Annotated in this window: 7 protein-coding genes; all 7 read right to left on the bottom strand. The window is 37.9% G+C overall.

What is annotated here, in order from left to right; translation table 11 throughout:
* Window positions 1-126: 126 nt before the first annotated feature.
* Complete coding sequence (locus ACSIGE_RS15160; RefSeq protein ID WP_440880723.1) at window positions 127-18,789, bottom strand: Calx-beta domain-containing protein; 18,663 nt, start codon at window positions 18,787-18,789, stop codon at window positions 127-129.
* Window positions 18,790-19,264: 475 nt separating this feature from the next.
* A complete protein-coding gene (locus ACSIGE_RS15155; protein ID WP_440880722.1) occupies window positions 19,265-20,218 on the bottom strand; it encodes an acetyl-CoA carboxylase carboxyltransferase subunit alpha in 954 nt (317 codons plus the stop codon).
* A gap of 80 nt (window positions 20,219-20,298) precedes the next feature.
* A complete protein-coding gene (locus ACSIGE_RS15150; RefSeq protein WP_440880721.1) occupies window positions 20,299-21,210 on the bottom strand; it encodes a DMT family transporter in 912 nt (303 codons plus the stop codon).
* Complete coding sequence (locus tag ACSIGE_RS15145) at window positions 21,197-22,282, bottom strand: LptF/LptG family permease (protein ID WP_440880720.1); 1,086 nt, start codon at window positions 22,280-22,282, stop codon at window positions 21,197-21,199. The genes ACSIGE_RS15150 and ACSIGE_RS15145 overlap by 14 nt, the downstream gene beginning before the upstream one ends.
* Before the next feature lie 3 nt (window positions 22,283-22,285).
* Window positions 22,286-23,416: a tRNA guanosine(34) transglycosylase Tgt gene (tgt, locus tag ACSIGE_RS15140; protein WP_440880719.1), complete on the bottom strand. Its 1,131-nt coding sequence runs from the start codon at window positions 23,414-23,416 to the stop codon at window positions 22,286-22,288.
* 113 nt (window positions 23,417-23,529) lie between these two features.
* A complete protein-coding gene (gene rluF / locus ACSIGE_RS15135; RefSeq protein WP_440880718.1) occupies window positions 23,530-24,342 on the bottom strand; it encodes a 23S rRNA pseudouridine(2604) synthase RluF in 813 nt (270 codons plus the stop codon).
* Between the two features lie 73 nt (window positions 24,343-24,415).
* Window positions 24,416-25,363: a PorP/SprF family type IX secretion system membrane protein gene (locus ACSIGE_RS15130; RefSeq protein WP_440880717.1), complete on the bottom strand. Its 948-nt coding sequence runs from the start codon at window positions 25,361-25,363 to the stop codon at window positions 24,416-24,418.
* Window position 25,364 lies beyond the last annotated feature (1 nt).

The raw sequence follows: 25,364 nt of genomic DNA, 5'->3' as shown, positions 1-25,364 counted from the left end.
AAAATATATGAAAGGGTAACCGTCACCATATTCAAACCAAAGTAAAAAAAACTAAAGTTTAAAGTACACTTAATATAATTACATATGCTTTTAGTTATAATAACTAAAGAAAAACACTTTTATAATTTATTCCCTATTGATATATAGCCAACCAATCCTTGGACTAGCTCCAGTCCCTAAATCCAATACATAATAATAAGTACCTGATGGTAATTCATCCTCTTGTTGAATGTTAAAACGTCCATTAGATAAACCCGACCAACTATTATCATATCGATTCTTACTATAAACTAAAGTTCCCCAACGATTATAAATCTCTAATCGATTGTGCTTATAACGTTCCTCCCCTATACAAGAAATTACGAAGGTATCATTAGCACCATCACCATTGGGAGTAAACTCATTATAAACCGTCAAACATGGTAGTGTATCTGGGTCTAAATAATCTGGAGTTCCATCTTCATCTGTATCCAATGCATCCTCTGGACCTCCATCGCCATTTTGATCTGCTGACTCATCAATCGTGGCTATACCATCACCATCATCGTCGATATCTAAATAGTCGGGAAGTCCATCGCCATCACTATCGTCGTTACTTAAATTACCATCGCCATCAACATCTTCTAAAATCGTTAAAATACCATCATCATCATCATCGATATCTTGGTAATCTGGTAAACCATCACCATCAAAATCTGGAGTATCTGGCACATCTCCATTAGTATCAGGATCTACTGAGTCTAACATACCATCGCCATCACTGTCAAGGAAAGTATCTAGTATACCATCACCATCAAGATCCAATAATGGATCACTGCCTCCTTCTTGTAAATCCGTAACGCCATCATCATCACTATCTATATCCTGATAATCTGGAATACCATCAGTATCTGTATCTGGAATACGAGGACGCATACCTCCTCGATTCGGATCTACAACGTCAGCTAAACCATCGCCATCAGTATCACTTTGATCATCGATAACACCATCTCCATCAATATCTAATGATATATCTGTACCACTTTCTACTAAATCTGAAATACCATCATTATCGCTATCTAAATCTTGAAAATCAGGTCTACCATCTCCATCTGTATCATCTAATATTGTTTTGCTTCCTGCATTAATATCGCTATCGTCAGCATCAGCTGTATCGATAATTCCATCATTGTCAGCATCAAGCAAGCTATCTAATACACCATCTCCATCAACATCAACAATACTAGCGTTTTGTCCACTTTCTACTAAATCTAAAACTCCGTCTCCATCACTATCTAAATCTAAATGATCTGGAATTCCATCATTATCAGTATCTCTATTTTCGTCTCCTAATTGTTCTACAACATCCAAAATACCATCATTATCATCATCCAAATCATATAAATCTTCTATGCCATCGCCATCTGTATCCGTTGTCAAGGCATCTCCAAAGCCATCCAAGCCATCAACTACATCTGCTATTCCGTCACCATCACTGTCGGTTTGGTCATCAATAACACCATCACCATCTACGTCTAAACTTCCTGACAAAGCATCATTATTTGGTTCTTGAGTGTCGGGAGTACCATCATTATCTTCATCTGGTAAATTGGTACCATCGACCAAATTGTCTGTATCTATTTGACCATCATTGTTAGTATCAGCTCCGCCTGCTTCAATAACATCATTAATTCCGTCGCCATCACTATCTAAATCTTGATAATCTGGAACTCCATCACCATCAGTATCAGGAGTACTGGAAACTGTGCCTCCATTATCTGAATCAACCAAATCGGGTAAGCCATCATTATCACTATCTGTTTGATCATCAATAACACCATCATTATTAGCATCCAAATTAGAATCTCCTCCTCCTTCTACTAAATCAGAAATACCATCATTATCACTATCCAAATCTTGGTAATCAGGAACTCCATCACCATCAGTATCGTCAGGATTCGTTCTATCATCTCCTACTTCTACGCTAGTTAAAATACCATCACCATCATCATCGATATCTAATACATCTAATATTCCATCACCATCCTGATCATCAGGACCACTGCCGTCACCATTCGAATCGTATTCATCAGCATTACTAATACCATCACCATCACAGTCTGCTGTTCCTATAGCAAATGGATCTGGCATACAAGAATCATTAGGCATAACATCCAAAATATCACAAGTACCATCACCATCACTGTCTGTATTGTCTGGAATACATGGATTACTTGGATCTGGATCTATTACATCACAGACCCCATCACCATCTGCATCTGTGTTATCTGGAATACATGGGTCTGTTATATCGGGATCTACTGTATCGCAAACACCATCCATATCTTCATCATGACTATTGGGAATACATGGATTACCTGGATCTGGATCTATTACATCACAGACCCCATCATTATCAGCATCTGTATTATTTGGAACACATGGATCTGTGGGATCTGGATCAACTGTATCACAAACGCCATCCATATCTTCATCGTTACTATTTGGAATACAAGGATCACTCGGGTTTGGATCTATGACATCACAAATACCATCACCATCACTATCGGCGCTATCAGGCACACAAGGTTCTGTTATATCGGGATCTATAGTATCGCAAACACCATCCATATCTTCATCATGACTATTTGGGATACATGGATTACCTGGATCTGGATCAACCGTATCACAAACACCATCTGCATCGGCATCTGTATTATCGGGTATACAGGGATCATTTGGATCTGGATCAACCGTATCACAAACGCCATCACCATCTGCATCGGTAGCATCTGGTATACAGGGATCGCTTGGATCTGGATCAACCGTATCACAAACACCATCACCATCGCTATCTGGAGCTCCTACAGGACAGGGGTCAGTGACTATCGGATCAACAACATCACAAATGCCATCACCATCTATATCACTTCCAGTAGGAATGCAGGGATCATTTGGATTTGGATCAACCGTATCACAAACGCCGTCACCATCGGCATCTGTAGCATTCGGTATACAGGGATCACTTGGATCTGGATCAACCGTGTCACAAACGCCATCATTATCAGCATCAACTGAATTCGGATCACATGCCTCATTTGGATTTGGGTCTATCGTATCACAGATTCCATCGCCATCTGCATCCCTGGCATCTGGAATACAGGGATCTGTGGGATTGGGATCTACAGTATCACAATAACCATCACCATCACTATCTGCACTATCTGAATCACATGGATCATTCGGATTCGGATCTATGGTATCACAAACGCCATCACCATCAGCATCTGTAGCATCTGGTATACAGGGATCAGTGGGATTCGGGTCTATAGTATCACAATAACCATCACCATCTTCATCCATAGAATTTGGATTACATGGATCATTGGGATTTGGGTCTATCGTATCACAAACGCCATCACCATCAGCATCTGTCGCATCTGGTATACATGGATCTGTGGGATTTGGATCTACCGTGTCACAATAACCATCGCCATCTTCATCTAATGAATTGGGATCACATGGATCACTTGGATTTGGATCTATAATATCACAAACGCCATCGCCATCACTATCTGCTCCATTGGGAACGCATGGATTTGTTGGGTTAGGATCAACACTATCGCATATCCCGTCGCCATCGCTATCTAAATCAAGAGAGCTACAAGGTGTTACAACTTCTGGATCTACAGTATCACAAACGCCATCGCCATCGGCATCTGTAGCGTCTGGAATACACGGATCATTGGGACCTGGATCAACAGTATCACAATAACCATCGCCATCACTATCAGTCGCATCTGGTATACACGGATCATTGGGACCTGGATCAACAATATCACAATAACCATCACCATCTGTGTCAGTACTTTTGGGAACACAAGAATCACTCGGGTTTGGATCTACCGTGTCACAAACGCCATCATTATCAGCATCGGTATTATCAGGAACGCAAGGATCTGTAGGATTTGGATCTATCGTATCACAAACGCCATCATTATCAGCATCCGTACTATCTGGTATACAAGGATCACTCGGATTCGGATCTACTGTATCACAATAACCGTCACCATCGGCATCGGTAGCATCTGGTATACAGGGATCGCTTGGATTCGGATCTACTGTATCACATACACCGTCATTGTCAGCATCGGTATTGTCAGGAATACATGGATCACTTGGATCTGGATCAACCGTATCACAAACGCCATCATTATCAGCATCGGTATTATCGGGAATACAAGGATCATTGGGACCTGGATCTATAGCATCACAATAACCATCGCCATCAGTATCTGTTGAATCTGGTAAACATGGATTGTTTACATCATTATCTGTAATTGTTCCTCCACCAACTAAATCTGTCATAGTTATCGCCTCGGGACTTGGGGAACCTATAAAAACATTACTCAATAAGACTTCATAAGTTTCTGTTGTCTCATAAACATTATTGTCAATAGTTGTTATTGGAATAATAACTGTTGTACTTCCTTCAGGTATTGTATAACTTACATTGATTTGTTGTAAATAATCGGTTCCAAATGTAGCAGTTAAATCATTGGTTGAAACATCAAACGTTACATCGTACTGCGATGCATTACTTAAAGTAGCCGTAAAGTTTGCTATACTTCCTTCGGCAACTGTAATATCATCGATACTAATCGTTGGAGCATTATCACCTAAATCGGTAATCGTTCCGGATCCTACCAAGTCAGTTGTTGTAATGGCCTCTGCTGGAGTTGAACCAATACTTACATTACTCATCGTAACAGTATAGGTCTCATTGGTTGGCTCATACGTAGTATCATTGATCGTTACCACCGGAATCATTACAGTGGTACTTCCTGCTAGAATCGTATAACGTACACTACTTTGTGATGTATAATCATCGCTTGCGGTGGCCGAGCCATCACTCGTGCTTACATCAAAAGTAACATCATATTGGGAGGGGTTGCTTAAGGTAGCCGTAAAGTTTGCTGTACTTCCTTCGGCAACTGTAATATCATCGATACTAATCGTTGGAGCACTATCACCTAAATCGGTAATCGTTCCGGCTCCTACTAAGTCAGTTGTTGTAATAGCCTCTGCTGGAGTTGAACCAATACTCACGTTACTCATCGTAACAGTATAGGTCTCATTGGTTGGCTCGTAGGTAGTGTCATCAGTCGTTACTACCGGAATCGTTACTGTGGTACTTCCGGCTAAAATCGTATAAAGTACACTACTTTGTGATGTATAATCATCGCCTGCGGTGGCCGAGCCATCACTCGTGCTTACATCAAAAGTAACATCATACTGAGCAGCATTACTTAAAGTAGCCGTAAAGTTTGCTGTACTTCCTTCGGCAACTGTAATATCATCGATACTAATCGTTGGAGCACTATCACCTAAATCGGTAATCGTTCCGGATCCTACCAAGTCCGTTGTTGTAATGGCCTCTGCTGGAGTTGAACCAATACTCACGTTACTCATCGTAACAGTATAGGTCTCATTAGTTGGCTCATAGGTAGTATCATTAATCGTTACCACCGGAATCGTTACTGTGGTACTTCCGGCTAAAATCGTATAACGTACACTACTTTGTGATGTATAATCATCGCCTGCGGTGGCAAAGCCATCACTCGTGCTTACATCAAAAGTAACATCATATTGTGAAGGATGACTTAAGGTAGCCGTAAAGTTTGCTGTACTTCCTTCGGCAACTGTAATATCATCGATACTAATCGTTGGAGCACTATCACCTAAATCGGTAATCGTTCCGGATCCTACCAAATCTGTCGTGGTAATGGCCTCTGCTGGAGTTGAACCAATACTCACGTTACTCATCGTAACAGTATAGGTCTCATTGGTTGGCTCATAGGTAGTGTCATTGATCGTTACCACCGGAATCGTTACTGTGGTACTTCCGGCTAAAATCGTATAAAGTACACTACTTTGTGATGTATAATCATCGCCTGCGGTGGCCGAGCCATCACTCGTACTTACATCAAAAGTAACATCATATTGTGAAGGATGACTTAAGGTAGCCGTAAAGTTTGCTGTACTTCCTTCGGCAACTGTAATATCATCGATACTAATCGTTGGAGCACTATCACCTAAATCGGTAATCGTTCCGGATCCTACCAAGTCAGTTGTTGTAATGGCCTCTGCTGGAGTTGAACCAATACTCACGTTACTCATCGTAACAGTATAGGTCTCATTAGTTGGCTCGTAGGTAGTATCATTGATCGTTACCACCGGAATCGTTACTACGGTACTTCCGGCTGGAATCGTATAACGTACACTACTTTGGGCTGTATAATCATCGCCTGCGGTGGCCGAGCCATCACTAGTGCTTACATCAAAAGTAACATCATATTGTGAAGGATGACTTAAGGTAGCCGTAAAGTTTGCTGTACTTCCTTCGGCAACTGTAATATCATCGATACTAATCGTTGGAGCACTATCGCCTAAATCGGTAATCGTTCCGGATCCTACCAAGTCCGTTGTTGTAATGGCCTCTGCTGGAGTTGAACCAATACTTACATTACTCATCGTAACAGTATAGATCTCATTAGTTGGCTCGTAGGTAGTGTCATCAATCGTTACCACCGGAATCGTTACTGTGGTACTTCCGGCTAAAATCGTATAAAGTACACTACTTTGAGCCGTATAATCATCGCCTGCGGTGGCCGAGCCATCACTAGTGCTTACATCAAAAGTAACATCATATTGGGAGGGATGACTTAAAGTAGCCGTAAAGTTTGCTATACTTCCTTCGGCAACTGTAATATCATCGATACTAATCGTTGGAGCACTATCGCCTAAATCGGTAATCGTTCCGGATCCTACCAAGTCAGTTGTTGTAATGGCCTCTGCTGGAGTTGAACCAATACTCACGTTACTCATCGTAACAGTATAGGTCTCATTGGTTGGCTCGTAGGTAGTATCATTAATCGTTACAACTGGAATCGTAACCGTGGTACTTCCTGCGGTAATTGTATATATCTGACTCGTTTGTGACGTATAATCATCGCTTGCAGTGGCCGAGCCATCACTCGTACTTACATCAAAAGTAACATCATATTGGGAGGGATGACTTAAAGTAGCCGTAAAGTTTGCTGTACTTCCTTCGGCAACTGCAATATCATCGATACTAATCGTTGGAGCACTATCACCTAAGTCGGTAATCGTTCCGGATCCTACCAAGTCCGTTGTTGTAATGGCCTCTGCTGGAGTTGAACCAATACTCACGTTACTCATCGTAACAGTATAAGTCTCATTAGTTGGCTCGTAGGTAGTATCATTAATCGTTACCACCGGAATCGTTACTGTGGTACTTCCGGCTGGAATCGTATAAAGAACACTACTTTGTGATGTATAATCATCGCCTGCGGTGGCCGAGCCATCACTAGTGCTTACATCAAAAGTAACATCATATTGGGAGGGGTTGCTTAAGGTAGCCGTAAAGTTTGCTGTACTTCCTTCGGCAACTGTAATATCATCGATACTAATCGTTGGAGCACTATCACCTAAATCGGTAATCGTTCCGGATCCTACCAAGTCCGTTGTTGTAATGGCCTCTGCTGGAGTTGAACCAATACTCACGTTACTCATCGTAACAGTATAGGTCTCATTGGTTGGCTCGTAGGTAGTATCATTGATCGTTACCACCGGAATCGTTACTACTGTACTTCCGGCTGGAATCGTATAACGTACACTACTTTGGGCTGTATAATCATCGCCTGCGGTGGCCGAGCCATCACTCGTACTTACATCAAAAGTAACATCATATTGTGAAGGATTACTTAAAATAGCGGTAAAGTTTGCTGTACTTCCTTCGGCAACTGTAATATCATCGATACTAATCGTTGGAGCACTATCGCCTAAATCGGTAATCGTTCCGGATCCTACCAAGTCCGTTGTTGTAATGGCCTCTGCTGGAGTTGAACCAATACTTACATTACTCATCGTAACAGTATAGATCTCATTAGTTGGCTCGTAGGTAGTGTCATCAATCGTTACCACCGGAATCGTTACTGTGGTACTTCCGGCTAAAATCGTATAAAGTACACTACTTTGAGCCGTATAATCATCGCCTGCGGTGGCCGAGCCATCACTCGTGCTTACATCAAAAGTAACATCATATTGGGAGGGATTACTTAAAGTAGCCGTAAAGTTTGCTGTACTTCCTTCGGCAACTATAATATCATCGATACTAATCGTTGGAGCACTATCGCCTAAATCGGTAATCGTTCCGGATCCTACCAAGTCCGTTGTTGTAATGGCCTCTGCTGGAGTTGAACCAATACTCACATTACTCATCGTAACAGTATAGGTCTCATTGGTTGGCTCGTAGGTAGTGTCATTGATCGTTACCACCGGAATCGTTACTGTGGTACTTCCGGCTAAAATCGTATAACGTACACTACTTTGTGATGTATAATCATCGCCTGCGGTGGCCGAGCCATCACTCGTGCTTACATCAAAAGTAACATCATATTGGGAGGGATGACTTAAGGTAGCCGTAAAGTTTGCTATACTTCCTTCGGCAACTGTAATATCATCGATACTAATCGTTGGAGCACTATCGCCTAAATCGGTAATCGTTCCGGATCCTACCAAGTCAGTTGTTGTAATGGCCTCTGCTGGAGTTGAACCAATACTCACGTTACTCATCGTAACAGTATAGGTCTCATTGGTTGGCTCGTAGGTAGTATCATTAATCGTTACAACTGGAATCGTAACCGTGGTACTTCCTGCGGTAATTGTATATATCTGACTCGTTTGTGACGTATAATCATCGCTTGCAGTGGCCGAGCCATCACTCGTACTTACATCAAAAGTAACATCATATTGGGAGGGATGACTTAAAGTAGCCGTAAAGTTTGCTGTACTTCCTTCGGCAACTGCAATATCATCGATACTAATCGTTGGAGCACTATCACCTAAGTCGGTAATCGTTCCGGATCCTACCAAGTCCGTTGTTGTAATGGCCTCTGCTGGAGTTGAACCAATACTCACGTTACTCATCGTAACAGTATAGGTCTCATTAGTTGGCTCGTAGGTAGTATCATTAATCGTTACCACCGGAATCGTTACTGTGGTACTTCCGGCTGGAATCGTATAAAGAACACTACTTTGTGATGTATAATCATCGCCTGCGGTGGCCGAGCCATCACTCGTACTTACATCAAAAGTAACATCATATTGGGAGGGGTTGCTTAAGGTAGCCGTAAAGTTTGCTGTACTTCCTTCGGCAACTGTAATATCATCGATACTAATCGTTGGAGCACTATCACCTAAATCGGTAATCGTTCCGGATCCTACCAAGTCAGTTGTTGTAATGGCCTCTGCTGGAGTTGAACCAATACTCACGTTACTCATCGTAACAGTATAGGTCTCATTGGTTGGCTCGTAGGTAGTATCATTGATCGTTACCACCGGAATCGTTACTGTGGTACTTCCGGCTGGAATCGTATAACGTACACTACTTTGGGCTGTATAATCATCGCCTGCGGTGGCCGAGCCATCACTAGTGCTTACATCAAAAGTAACATCATATTGTGAAGGATGACTTAAGGTAGCCGTAAAGTTTGCTGTACTTCCTTCGGCAACTGTAATATCATCGATACTAATCGTTGGAGCACTATCGCCTAAATCGGTAATCGTTCCGGATCCTACCAAGTCAGCTGTTATAATAGCCTCTGCTGGAGTTGAACCAATACTCACATTACTCATCGTAACAGTATAGGTCTCATTAGTTGGCTCATACGTACTATCATTAATCGTTAATACTGGAATAATTACCGTAGTACTTCCGGCTGGAATCGTATAAAGTACACTACTTTGGGCTGTATAATCATCGCCTGCGGTGGCCGAGCCATCACTAGTGCTTACATCAAAAGTAACATCATATTGGGAGGGATTACTTAAAGTAGCCGTAAAGTTTGCTGTACTTCCTTCGGCAACTGTAATATCATCGATACTAATCGTTGGAGCACTATCGCCTAAATCGGTAATCGTTCCGGATCCTACCAAGTCCGTTGTTGTAATGGCCTCTGCTGGAGTTGAACCAATACTTACGTTACTCATCGTAACAGTATAGGTCTCATTGGTTGGCTCGTAGGTAGTATCATTAATCGTTACCACTGGAATCGTAACCGTGGTACTTCCTGCGGTAATTGTATATATCTGACTCGTTTGTGACGTATAATCATCGCTTGCAGTGGCCGAGCCATCACTCGTGCTTACATCAAAAGTAACATCATATTGGGAGGGATGACTTAAGGTAGCCGTAAAGTTTGCTGTACTTCCTTCGGCAACTGTAATATCATCGATACTAATCGTTGGAGCACTATCACCTAAATCGGTAATCGTTCCGGATCCTACCAAGTCCGTTGTTGTAATGGCCTCTGCTGGAGTTGAACCAATACTCACGTTACTCATCGTAACAGTATAGGTCTCATTAGTTGGCTCGTAGGTAGTATCATTGATCGTTACTACCGGAATCGTTACTGTGGTACTTCCGGCGGTAATTGTATATATCTGACTCGTTTGTGACGTATAATCATCGCCTGCGGTGGCCGAGCCATCACTCGTACTTACATCAAAAGTAACATCATATTGGGAGGGATTACTTAAAGTAGCCGTAAAGTTTGCTGTACTTCCTTCAGCAACTGTAATATCATCGATACTAATCGTTGGAGCACTATCACCTAAATCGGTAATCGTTCCGGATCCTACCAAATCTGTCGTGGTAATGGCCTCTGCTGGAGTTGAACCAATACTTACATTACTCATCGTAACAGTATAGGTCTCATTGGTTGGCTCGTAGGTAGTGTCATTGATCGTTACCACCGGAATCATCACTGTGGTACTTCCGGCTGGAATCGTATAACGTACACTACTTTGTGATGTATAATCATCGCCTGCGGTGGCCGAGCCATCACTCGTGCTTACATCAAAAGTAACATCATATTGGGAGGGATGACTTAAGGTAGCCGTAAAGTTTGCTGTACTTCCTTCGGCAACTGTAATATCATCGATACTAATCGTTGGAGCACTATCACCTAAATCGGTAATCGTTCCGGATCCTACCAAGTCCGTTGTTGTAATGACCTCTGCTGGAGTTGAACCAATACTCACGTTACTCATCGTAACAGTATAGGTCTCATTGGTTGGCTCGTAGGTAGTATCATTGATCGTTACCACCGGAATCGCTACTGTGGTACTTCCTGCTGGAATCGTATAACGTACACTACTTTGAGCTGTATAATCATCGCCTGCGGTGGCCGAGCCATCACTCGTGCTTACATCAAAAGTAACATCATATTGGGAGGGATGACTTAAAGTAGCCGTAAAGTTTGCTGTACTTCCTTCGGCAACTGTAATATCATCGATACTAATCGTTGGAGCACTATCGCCTAAATCGGTAATCGTTCCGGCTCCTACCAAATCTGTCGTGGTAATGGCCTCTGCTGAAGTTGAACCAATACTTACATTACTCATCGTAACAGTATAGGTCTCATTAGTTGGCTCGTAGGTAGTATCATTGATCGTTACCACCGGAATCGTTACTGTGGTACTTCCGGCTAAAATCGTATAAAGTACACTACTTTGAGCTGTATAATCATCGCCTGCGGTGGCCGAGCCATCACTCGTATTTACATCAAAAGTAACATCATACTGAGCAGCATTACTTAAAGTAGCCGTAAAGTTTGCTGTACTTCCTTCGGCAACTGTAATATCATCGATACTAATCGTTGGAGCACTATCACCTAAATCGGTAATCGTTCCGGATCCTACCAAGTCAGTTGTTGTAATGGCCTCTGCTGGAGTTGAACCAATACTCACGTTACTCATCGTAACAGTATAGGTCTCATTAGTTGGCTCATACGTACTATCTTCAGTCGTTACTACTGGAATCGTAACCGTGGTACTTCCTGCTGGAATCGTATAACTTTGACTACTTTGAGCTGTATAATCATCGCCTGCGGTGGCCGAGCCATCACTCGTGCTTACATCAAAAGTAACATCATATTGGGAGGGATGACTTAAGGTAGCCGTAAAGTTTGCTGTACTTCCTTCGGCAACTGTAATATCATCGATACTAATCGTTGGAGCACTATCACCTAAATCGGTAATCGTTCCGGATCCTACCAAGTCAGTTGTTGTAATGGCCTCTGCTGGAGTTGAACCAATACTCACGTTACTCATCGTAACAGTATAGGTCTCATTGGTTGGCTCGTAGGTAGTATCATTGATCGTTACCACCGGAATCGTTACTACGGTACTTCCGGCTAAAATCGTATAACTTTGACTACTTTGGGCTGTATAATCATCGCCTGCGGTGGCCGAGCCATCACTCGTACTTACATCAAAAGTAACATCATATTGGGAGGGATGACTTAAGGTAGCAGTAAAGTTTGCTGTACTTCCTTCGGCAACTGTAATATCATCGATACTAATCGTTGGAGCATTATCACCTAAATCGGTAATCGTTCCGGATCCTACCAAGTCAGTTGTTGTAATTAAAGTTCCCGTTCCTGTCTGAACATTACTCAATGTTACTGTATACGTTTCATTCGTTGGTTCATACGTACTATCATTAGTCGTTACTACTGGAATCGTTACCGTAGTATTTCCTGCGGTAATCGTGTAACTTTGACTCGTTTGTGATGTGTAATCACTTCCTCCCATTGCCGTGCCATCACTCGTAGTTACATCAAAAGTAACATCACAGGCTATCGCTTGGCTTATGGTAGCTGTAAAATTTGCTATGGTTCCTTCAGCAACCGTAACATCATCAATGCTAATCGTCGGAACTGGATCTACAGTAATTTGTACAACATTGCTTAAGGCAGTACAAGTAACTCCATTAAGTAAAGAAGATACTTCTCTTCTATACCACATGGTCTGAGTAAGCACTCCTGCATCATACGTGGCATTAGTAGCTCCTCCAATAGGTGTAAAGATAGATCCGTCGGTGCTACTTTCCCATTGATAACTCAAAGTTCCGCTTCCTGTGGAAGCTACTGTTTCTGTAAAGGCGACCGGATCATCTCCTAAACAAATTGTTTGATTTGATCCAACAGTTCCACCTGTTACATCATTAATAGTAATTTTAATTGAATTACTAATTGCTGTACATGCTACTCCTGATAAGGTAGAAGTAACTATTCTTTGATACCAAGTATCTAGTGTTAATATTCCTGCATCGTAAGTAGCACTGGTTGCTCCCGCAATATTAGTAAAACTTAATCCATCTGTACTGCTTTGCCATTGGTAGGTTATTATTCCATCACCTGATGAAGCAGTAGTTTCTGTAAAAGTCGATGGACTATCACCACTACAGATCGTTTGATCCGATGCTATAACTCCTGGACTTACATCATTCACTGTTAGAGTTACTTCTTCGGAATAATCTATACATGGACATAACCCTGAGGATAAGACCGTTTTTAATCTATATTTTCGTCCAGAATAATTTACTGGCGGATTTGTTATTGTTAATGTCGATGTATTTGAATTACTATATATACTATTGTCATTGATCTGACTCCAAATTCCTGGTGAAGTTTCCTCCTCCCACTCCATAGAAGTTACCTCGGAAGATACTTGAGATGTGAAATTAACTACCCCTGATGTACAAGATACTTGATCAGTTGGTTGCGTTGTAATCATTGATGAATAACTTTCTCCGTATTTATTACTTAGATACTCAACCACCCTAAACGTCTCACATTCAGTTAACAACCTATTGTAAACAATAAATTCAGCTAAATAAAAACTTCCAAAGCCACCATCTCCATCAAAACCTATTCTTAACGTACTTTGTTGATCTAAAATTTGGGTATTATCAGTAAAGGTTTTTACAACTTCTGAGCCAAACCTAACCAATGACCCATTAACTGGACCACTATTTACACCTCCATTAACTTCTCCGTCATAAACTACTGATAACAACTTGGTGTCACCTAAAGTAGATCCTCCATTAATCAGTGCGTAATCATCTCCAGGACCTAATCCAACAATGCCATCCTCGGATCCACCATAACCATTGTAATTCATGTAAAAAAATCGATCCCAAGTACCATTATCTACACCCCAAATACCATTCGTAGTACCCGATATAGATTTTGGCTTGTAAACTACAAATATCGATACATCAGGATTAGTTATAGGTCTAATATCTAAACCTGATACTTCATATACATCTCCATTCGAACCTGAATCTCTTGTAAAAGACATCACAGAATTTCCATTGATAGAATTTGTTGAATCATATACTGCTGGTCCTTGACCTGCAAGTACTGTAGCATTATTACTTTCAGGAGATTTATCCACCCAAGTATTTATTATGCTACCGTCAGAGGGAGGTGTTCCTGTTCCGTTAGGATCATTACTCTCTAACCATAAAACATTATTTTCTATAACCGTTGGATTTAGAATACTCGATTCGACTAAACTAACTGTTACTTTTAATTGATTACTTAAGGCGGTACAAGTAACTCCATTAAACAAAGACGATACTTCTCTTCTATACCACATGTTCTGAGTATGCACTCCTGCATCATACGTGGCATTAGTAGCTCCTCCAATGGGTGTAAAAATAGATCCATCGGTACTGCTTTCCCATTGATAACTTAAAATTCCGCTTCCTGTTGAAGCTACTGTCTCTGTAAAGGCTACCGGATCATCTCCTGAACAAATTGTTTGATTTCCTCCAACAGTTCCACCTGTTACATTATTTATGATTAAAGTAGCTTCCGAAGTAGTTACACTCGCACATGTGTTTTTTGTACTGGTTACTAATAATCTATATTTATTATTCGACGCTCCTATTAAAGGATTTGTTAAAGTTAAGCTTGCTGTAGTCGCATTGCTATAAACTCCTCCGTTAGGAATATTAGTCCATGGCCCCGATCCTCCTTCTTGTTCTTGCCATTGATATTCTAAATCTGTGGTATTGGGTGTACTTCCACTATAATTTGGCGTGGTTGTCGGTGCTGTTCCTGTAAATATCGTTGTGCTTAAAGAGGAAGCTACTCCCGTAAAGGTTACATTATCACCTAAACAGATGGTTGCATCGCTAGGTTGGGTATCTACTTGTAAACTGGTAGCTTCTGTTTCGTTACCCGTTACTCCATCATAACCTCCTGATCCTCCAGTGACTTGTCCATTACTATCAAATCCTGTTCCGTCTAAGTCTCCATCAGAGTCACCATCGGTTCCTCCTGATTCCAAAACATCATTACAACCATCATTATCACTATCTAAATCTAAATAATCGGGAGTTCCGTCATCATCTGAATCTACACATGCAATGAGTTGTATATCTCTCCATGCGATTCCTCCCGATAAGCCAGACAAGTTCAGAAATTCTACTCGAGTAATATCTTGGTAAAGAACATCTATTTCAAAAGGATTTCCTCCAGAATCTCCATTTGGAATTGACCTACCAGCTATAACAGCTTTTAATATATTTGACGCATCATACAATCTTATTTCACCAATATAACTTATGGCTTGAGCGTCACTTAAAACTACTCCTCCATTGTTATATATTCTTATTTTTTTCATATCCGTTTCCGGAAATGTATATGATACATCCGAATAACCTCCGCTTGAAGCCGCATCTGCAATATAGGTTCCCAAATCACCATCAATTGTATTATTCAATGATCCAGCTAGACCTACTCCATTAACTGGTGAATTAAAATCACTGTCCGTACTGGAAACACTAATAGGCGTTACTACCTCTTCTAAAGAACATTCAACAGAATCTAAGACTCCATCATTATCATTATCTAAATCACAGGAATCTGCTATACCATCAGAGTCATTGTCTGAAAAACCAGAAATGGAAACATCACAACATGCAGTGGTGTCAGAAATATTAGTAACTGCTGCCGTTGTTGCTTGCCCTCCTGAGGTTGTTAAAGGAATACCATTTCCATCAACTCCACTCGTAAATACTCCATCTGTTAGCTGTGTATAATTGTATGATCCTGATGCCTCCAATGCATCGAAACAACCATCATTATCACTATCTAAATCTAAATAATTTGGTAATTGATCACTATCTGTATCCGTTGCACAACTTGTATCTCCAGCTCTAACCCATAAAGTAAGTGTTTCTGTAGCTTCTATATTTCCTAAATCATTTCTTACACTGACTACACCATTCGATGGAATCCAATGCACGGTATTGGTATTTCCGCAAGGATGAAAAATATTGGCTGCTAACATAGTTCCTGATGTGGATGTACAAATAGCATCACCCCTTAAATAGTGTTTGTTAGTTCCTATCCATTCATCATGCAAACCATTATTAGCGGACCCTCCATGTAAGGTTTGACCCGCTACTAAACGTGATAATAAAGTTGTATTATAAGTCCTTACATCGATTTCGCCAGTTGAGGAGGTAAATCGTATCTCATTGGCATCTGTTAATTGAGCTAAAATAATATTAGAAAGCAACCCTCTTGTCGCATTTGTTAAGCTTGTTAATTGTGGTAAGTTACCTGTACCATCCCCAAAATCAATGGCAACTTGAACATATCCATTTTCATTTACATAGGTTGAAAATGTTTGTCCATTCAGATCAAAATAATAAATTCCAGCTACAGCAACACTTCTCGCTGCTCCTAAAGTTGTAAAACGATTTGAAGAAGTACCTTTACAAGTACCTTCATTTATGTCTAAGATTCCATCATTATCAGAGTCTAAATCATTTATTCCAGAAAAACCATCTCCGTCAAAATCAATTAATATTGTTTCTGAAGGATCATCGACTGTATTATTTCCATCAACCTGATCTTGTGTATTTGTAACCGTATTTATTAAATAATGTGATGCAACATCGCTATTAACCGTTGCCGTTAATGTTAACGTATGCTTTTCTTCAGAATTCATAGTCTCAATGGACCAGTTTGGTGAAGACCAAGAACCCGCAGTCATAGTTTCTGATCCGCTTACAATTGTTAACCCAGTAGGCATAATATCCGTTAGCACTAAATTAGTTACTGGATCAACACCTTTACTCTCAACCGTAATTGTGAAAGTAACAGTATCTCCTATTTTGCAACTTGTTTTGTCTGATGTTTTACTTAAAACGATGTCTGCCTCACACGAGTAAGCCTGTAAAGAGTTTGTTGTAAATTCACAGGACCCTTTGGTCACCACTGCGTGTAATTTGGCGTACGTTTTATAGCTTGGTGGAGTATATGTATTTGAATTTTCTCCAATAAGAAGAACATCATCCATATACCATTGATATGTATTAAATTCTGTTGATGCTGAAACTGTTCCCCCTGGTATACATCCACTTCCTGTGCTACTTGTGATCTCTATATCTAGATTTGGTGCTGTATCAAACCCTGAAAAATACCCTGCAATACCTGCCGAGCCAGACTGTGCGATAAATCCAACAGAAATTGGACCTGTTGACTCTACTTTAATATCTCCTGATAGACCAGCCTTAAAAAAAGTCCTCCAGTCTGAACTACCAACCACCGTCTTTGAAGACCCCATATTTACTAAACTTCCATTCTGATAAACCTTTACGTCTGAATCAGCTATTGCAGAAGATGAAACTATTGTTATTCCTCCAGTATAATTCACATCCACTACGTCTCTTATATTAGGTATATTATCCAGAGTATCAGGCATTAGGCAATTAACAGGAGCTATAAAATTCAATCCTCCTTGAGCTTCACCAGATCCTGACAAGGCTTGATAAACATAAACCGGTTCGGTTGTCTTTATATACATATTATCTCCGGCTGAATTTCCTGAATAATAACTTCCTGGAACTAAATAAAAATCTCCTTTATTTGGAATCGTATGTCTTAATATTCCCCCTATATATACTTCTGTATTGTCTACTGTTGCAATAATTATAGGACTCTCCATTCCATCTGAACCATAGCCACGAACAAGAACATAATCTTTACCTAACCTTTCTTCTGGAACAGCCTGATCAATACCAGCGTCCCTAGAAGCAGAACCATTGAGTACCTGACAAAGTAATCCACCATTACTTACAACAATATCTTTATCCGATTCAATTTGAGCTCCAATCCAACCATGCCTATTGGCATTTGCAGCATCAACTTTCGCTTCAAGCACAAAAGACTCTCCTTCATCTAAGGTTTCAACTATTGTATCATCAGTAATTCCTGCTATATCATTTCCTTTTCTAAAAACGCAATCTTGATCGTATCCAGAAATTGTTATCTGTGTATTATCTTCTGTAGCCATTATACCTAAAGTAGCTGACATTGCAGATGTCGTAGAAGAATATAAAGGCATTCCACCCCAACGAAATTTTTTACCGAAAGCACTTCTCCCTTTTGAAGTTAATGACGCTGCCTGAGCTGAGCTACGGCCTCTATAATTTACATAAAATTTTTCTCCATTATCAGATTCTATTCGTAAACCAGATTTTGTTAATATTTTTCCTGTGTTAGCATTTGAAACTAAAGTTATATTATTATCACCATTTTGATTTATAGTAGACAATACATATTCTTTATGATTAGTTCTCGATAAATTAGTAAATGTTTTTATGGGAGTAGGATCATTACCTTTATATATGCGTACTGTAAATCCTGTCGTTTCTGGTGTAGAAAGATAAATAGATTGAGCTTTAATTGCATCATTATTTGAATATTGTTTTAATGGTGGTAGATAATGTAAATTACTTAATTGCGCTTTTACACTTATCAAGCCAATAAATAAAAAAAGCAAAGTGAAAAACTCTTTTTTAAAATATCCGTTTACTGAATTTAAAATAGAATTCCCTCTCTTGGTTCGTTTTTCCATTTTACCTTATAATTTAGTATACAACCACTTATTTTAGAGCTATTTTATAAATTCAATTATTTTGATTTTATTCTTCTAAAACACTATAAGTGATATGCTTGAGTTATTAGTAATAATTTTAGAAGCGTTATTGAAGAAAAATTAGAGAACTTTGAATAGCTCAAAAAACACTAAAACTTATAACTACGATTTCGAAAAAAACTAAAAAATTACTTTTTATTTGAAAGTATTATCAAATAATAGTTATCCTATAAATTAGTTGCTATTTTTCATATGAATCTATTTATCGAACCCTAATTTATAAACATGTAAAATATCAAAAACGCTATCAAACACAAGTTAGATGATAGACTTTCAAGTATGCTATAAATTTCTATAAGATACCATTAGATGTAGACGGATGGAAAACTAAAAATAAAAGCCAAAAGTAATGCTTACTTTCGGCTTTTATTTTTAGTTTGATTATTTTTCGTTATTACTCTTTATAAACTCCCATGTTAATGTATTTATTCATACGATCATTAACTATTGTAGATATTTCCTGAGTATTTAACTCTTTGTATGCAGTCATAATTTGATTCCTTACTGCTTCAAATGTTTCTTCTCTATTTGAATGTGCTCCTCCTGACGGTTCCTTTATGATACCATCAACAATATTAAGCTTTATGCCATCATCAGCTGTGAGCTTTAGTGCTTCTGCTGCTCTTTCTTTTTGATCCCAACTCCTCCAAAGGATTGAAGAGCAGTTTTCTGGAGATATTACTGAATACCATGAATTTTCAAGCATTAAAACTCTGTCTCCGACTCCAATACCAAGAGCTCCTCCTGAAGCACCCTCACCAATAATAATTGTTATAATAGGTGTATTTAATCGACACATTTCAAAAATATTTCTAGCAATAGCCTCACCTTGACCTCTTTCCTCTGCTTCTAAGCCTGGATAAGCCCCAGGTGTATCTACAAAAGTTACAACTGGTATACGAAATTTTTCTGCCATACGCATTAGGCGTAATGCTTTTCTATACCCTTCAGGATTTGCCATCCCAAAATTACGGTATTGGCGAGTTTTTGTATTATAGCCTTTTTGCTGGCCTATAAACATAAAAGATTGATCTCCGATTTTTCCTAAACCTCCAATCATTGCTTTATCATCTTTAACGCTTCTATCACCATGTAATTCCATGAAAGTATTACCGCAAAGTGCATGAATATAATCTAAAGCATACGGTCTATTCGGGTGACGTGATAACTGTACTCTTTGCCATGGAGTTAAGTTTTTATATATGTCTTTCTTAGTTTTCTCTAATTTATTTTCTATTTTACTGCACATTTCAGTAACATCTACATCACTTTCCTTTCCTATGTCATAACATTTTGCCAATTGATCTTTTAATTCTTTAATAGGCATTTCAAAATCTAAATATTCCATAGTGTTATAGTTTGATTTTTTACTTAATTTTTCAGTTGTTTAAATGAAGACAAACATACTAAAAAAAATATGCAGCTTACTTACTTGAGTGATTTTTTTATCGATATTTTTCTGATCAACACGCTCTTATTTTTGATAACTCCATTTAATATCACCACGAGTAATACTATTAGCGCCCCGTAGTAAAACTCTGGATTCATTTGTTCTTTCTCCCCTAATACAAGTAAAGCCAATATTATTCCATAAATGGGCTCTAAATTAATTGTTAACATAACAGTATAGGGTGTTAAATATTTCATTACTTTAACCGACGCTATAAATGCATAGGAGGTACAAATACTACTTAAAAGCACTAAATAAAACCAATCTGAGCCTTTTAAATAAAAAAAATTATTGGTGAATTGGTTTGAAAAAAACAAAAAAATAGTGACCCCTATTCCACCAAAAAGTAATTGATAAAATGAAATTACAGTTGCTTTGTGTTTTTTTATATACAACCCATTTAGAACAGAAAATAAAGCAGATGAAAAAGCTGATATTAGCGCAAAAACGATTCCCCAAATATACTGGCCTTCAAAATTAAAAATTATATACAATCCTAATATCACTAATAGCCCCATAAAAATTTCAAGTGGTTGTATTTTTTTCCTAAAAATCAAAGGTTCAATAATAGAAGCGAAAAAAGCACCTGTACTCATTGTTACCAATGTTACTGAAACATTTGAAACTTTAATAGCCTTGAAAAAAGTAATCCAATGAATAGCTATAATAACTCCAGAAAAGAAGAATTTAAAAATTGCTTTGGTATCAATTTTAAGATTTTCTCGTTTAATTAAAAAGTAACAAAGTATAAAAATAACAGCCAAAAACATTCTGAACCAAACCAATGGTACCGCTTCTATCGATATTAGTTCTCCTAGTATAGCAGTAAACCCCCAAATAAAAACAATTAAATGGAGATGCAAATAATTCTTTAGCTTATTTTCTTGCATTCCAAAATAAATAAATTGCAAAAATACCAAACATAATATTGGGTATCCAAACATTAATTAATGGGTCTGCGCCTGCAACAGCGCCAAGAACTTCGCCTACTTTCATAAAAAATACATAAACAAACATTGCCGCAATACCCAAAGCTAAATTGACTCCTAAACCTCCTCTTTTTTTCTTATGAGCTAAGGCGACAGCTATTAAGGTTAAAATATAGGATGCTACTGGTAAACTTGATCTTTTGTATAATTCTACGTAGTAAGCATTTAAATTTTTTATTCCTCTTTTTTTAGAAATTTTAATAAAATCTTTAATTTCACCTGATCTCATCTCTTGAGCTACTATTGATTTATAATTTAAATCATTTGGTGTAAAGGTAAAAGTTGTATCTAAGGAACTTCCCGTAAAAATACTATCTCTATTTTTTAAAACTTTTCTTTCTTTCCAATTGTATAATTTGTATGTACTATCTTTTTCGTTCCAATTAATATTATCAGCTGTCAGCTTATATTTTAGATGAATTCCTTTGTATATTTCTGTTGAGAAATTATATCCTGAATTTCTTTCAAGATTAAAATTTTGAATAAAAATATAAGTGCTATCATTTAATTGTAAACTAAAATCTCGAACAGTTTTATCTTCATATTTAACACGAGAAAGATATTTTTTTTCAAATCCTCTTCTAGTCTTACTGCTGTTTGGCACGAAATAGTGATTCATAAATAATGCTAGCGTTGCTAAAATAGTTGCGCCTATGAAGTAAGGGTATAGAAAGCGAGTAAACGATATTTGTGAACTATTTATAGCAACTATTTCTGTATTATTTGCTAACCGTGATGTAAATAAGATAACAGCTATAAATAAAGCCAATGGCATAAAGGTGTTGGCATAATAAATAACAAAATTTTTGTAGTAATCATTTACTAATTCAAATAATGACAAGTTTTCATGCCTTAAAAACTTATCTATTTTTTCAGCAATATCAATAGCTACCGCAATAGGTATTAGAATAAGCAAGGTAAATAAAAATGTAGTCAAGTACCTTTTTAGTATATATTTATCTAAAAGCTTCAATCTCTATAGTCGTTTGTCCATTTGTTTTACCATTTTATTCTTCCACTCTGTGAAATCTCCTATTAATATATGCTTCCTAGCCTCACGTACTAACCATAAATAAAAACCAAGATTATGTATAGAAGCTATCTGCTTTCCTAACATCTCTCTTGCAGCAAATAAATGTCTTAAATATGCTTTTGAATACATTGTGTCAACAGAAGTATGTCCCATTTCGTCAATAGCCGAAAAGTCATTTTCCCATTTCTTATTCTTAATGTTAATAGTGCCATGAGCTGTAAACAACATTCCATTTCTTGCATTTCTTGTTGGCATCACGCAATCAAACATATCAACGCCTAGAGCTATATTTTCTAAAATATTAATTGGTGTTCCTACCCCCATTAAATATCTTGGTTTGTCTTCGGGCAGTATACTACATACCACATCTGTCATGGCATACATTTCTTCAGCAGGTTCTCCGACTGATAATCCTCCTATAGCATTTCCATTTGCTCCAACTGAAGCTATAAATTCAGCAGACTGTAACCTCAAGTCTTTATACGTACTACCTTGCACAATTGGAAAGAGTGTTTGTTCATATCCATATTTTGGTGGTACTTTCTCTAGATGTTTAATACAACGATTAAGCCATCTATGTGTCATATGCATTGATTGTTTAGCATAGCTATAGTCACATGGATAAGGTGTACATTCATCAAATGCCATTATGATGTCGGCTCCAATGGAACGTTGCGTTTCCATAACGTTTTCTGGTGTAAAAAAATGTAGAGATCCATCTATATGACTCTTAAACTTTACCCCTTCTTCATTAATTTTTCGTCTTCCTGAAAGAGAGTAAACCTGGTATCCACCGCTATCTGTTAAAATATTTCTATCCCAACTCATAAACTTATGTAAACCCCCAGCTTGTTCTAGGATTTCAGTTTGTGGACGTAGATATAAATGATAAGTATTACCTAAAATAATATCAGGATTAACATCATTTTTAAGTTCTGATTGATGTACCCCTTTTACGGTAGCAACCGTACCTACAGGCATAAATATAGGTGTTTCAATCGTTCCGTGATCCGTAGTAATAACTCCCGCTCGGGCTTTACTTTTGGAATCTGTTATTTTTAAATCAAACTGCATAGTCAGCAAATATACGTATGTAAGTTTAATGTTGAAAAGTAGAAAGTTAAAAGTTTATTTTAATTAATAAGATTTTATACTAAACTTATTAATTATGTTTAGGAAATATCATTTTATGAAGATCTTCTTCTTCCCCACTTCTGCTTGGTTTTTTTTGTAAACCCTACCCCTTTTTGATTTTTAGGTACCAGATTGGAAGCCTCTTCTGTTTTAGATGAACCAGCGACTAGGGTATTAATTATTAACATTTCTTTATTACTTAGTTCTCTCCATTCACCGACCTTCAAATTACCTAAAGTGACATTCATTATTCTTACTCTTATCAACTTCTTGACTTCGTATCCTAAATACTCGCACATTCGCCGTATTTGACGATTTAACCCTTGAATTAAAATAATTTTAAAAGTTCTATTATTTATGCGTTCAACTTTACACTTTTTTGTTACCGTTCCTAAAATTGGGATACCGTTAGCCATACGTTTAATAAAACGTTCATCTATATCTCTATCAACTGTAACAGTATACTCCTTCTCGTGGTTATTTCCAGCTCTTAAAATTTTATTTACAATATCTCCGTCATTTGTAAGAAATATAAGTCCTTCAGAAGGTTTATCTAACCTTCCAATAGGGAACAGCCTCTCTGAATGCCCAATAAATTTGACAATATTTTTTTTCTCTTTACTATCTGTTGTACAGACAATACCTATGGGTTTATTTAGAGCAATGTATAAAGTTTTTGGTCTACTTTTTAATAACTTGTTATCAACTTTAACAATATCTCCATCAAAAACTCTATTTCCTAACTTTGCAATCTGGTTGTTAATTGTTACTCTTCCTTCAATAATGTATTTTTCGGCTTCTCTTCTCGAACAAATACCTGTGCTACTAATGAACTTATTTAAATTAATTGAATCTTGATTACTCATTAATGCAAAGTAAAAGAAAATCCTCAAGATTTATATAGATCTTGAGGATTTTAAACAATTTTTATCTTTATTTCTAGAATATTATCATTTTTTGGGTACAACGTGCTAAACTTGGTCTACGTTCATAGTCAAATCCAAGCGTAATCATATGTGTTCCATAGTTAAAATCCTGTGTTTCATTTAGATTTATACTGAATCCATATGATGCATACAAAGCCCCCTTCTTAAGTCCGAATAACGGAGCTATAGCATTTGGTTTAAAAAACTGATCATTTAAAAAGGTATAACTTAAACCTGTCCAAACATAACCATCCTTTATACGCCTTCGGCTTTTAATATTTACATCAGTTCTAGAACGTTTATCAAACTCTCTGTATTCAACCATTACAGAAGGCTCTAATTCAAAATCTCGACTAATTCTAGTAAAGACATATGAACCAAAGAAATTATATTTTCTGAGAACTTTTGGTTCATTCGAAGAAAAGTCTTCTATTTTACGGTCTAATAGATTTACTACATTCGCTGTAATGCTAAAAAATTCATATCTATATAATAATCCTACATCAAAATTTGAATTTGATAATGCTCTATTAGGTACAGCCTGGGTTGTATTATTATCAAAAGTATCAATATTAAATTGCGTATAACTAAATGTAAAAGCAAATGATAAAAAACTGTCATGAAAATCACTTAAGGTTAAATGTTTTGCAAGTGATAATCTTGCTCCTTGCTGTGAAGTAAAACCATTCTTATCATTAAAAACCGTGAGCCCTCCACCAAATGTATCGGCAATTCGAGTCTCTACTGAAAGAGACTGTGTATCAGGAGCTCCTTTTAATCCTACCCATTGACTTACCCCATTAAGCCTTAACTGAAACCCTGTTCCAATTCCTGCATATGCGGGAGATACTAAAAATGGGTTATCAGCTAAATGGCTTACATATTGTGGTAAATCTACTTCCTGTGCAGATAACTTTGCACTAAAAAATACAATACTTATAATTATAAATATCTTTTTCATT

This window comes from Tenacibaculum profundi (assembly GCF_052050075.1).
Taxonomy (GTDB): domain Bacteria; phylum Bacteroidota; class Bacteroidia; order Flavobacteriales; family Flavobacteriaceae; genus Polaribacter.
This window is presented reverse-complemented; position numbering and strand designations above follow the sequence as displayed.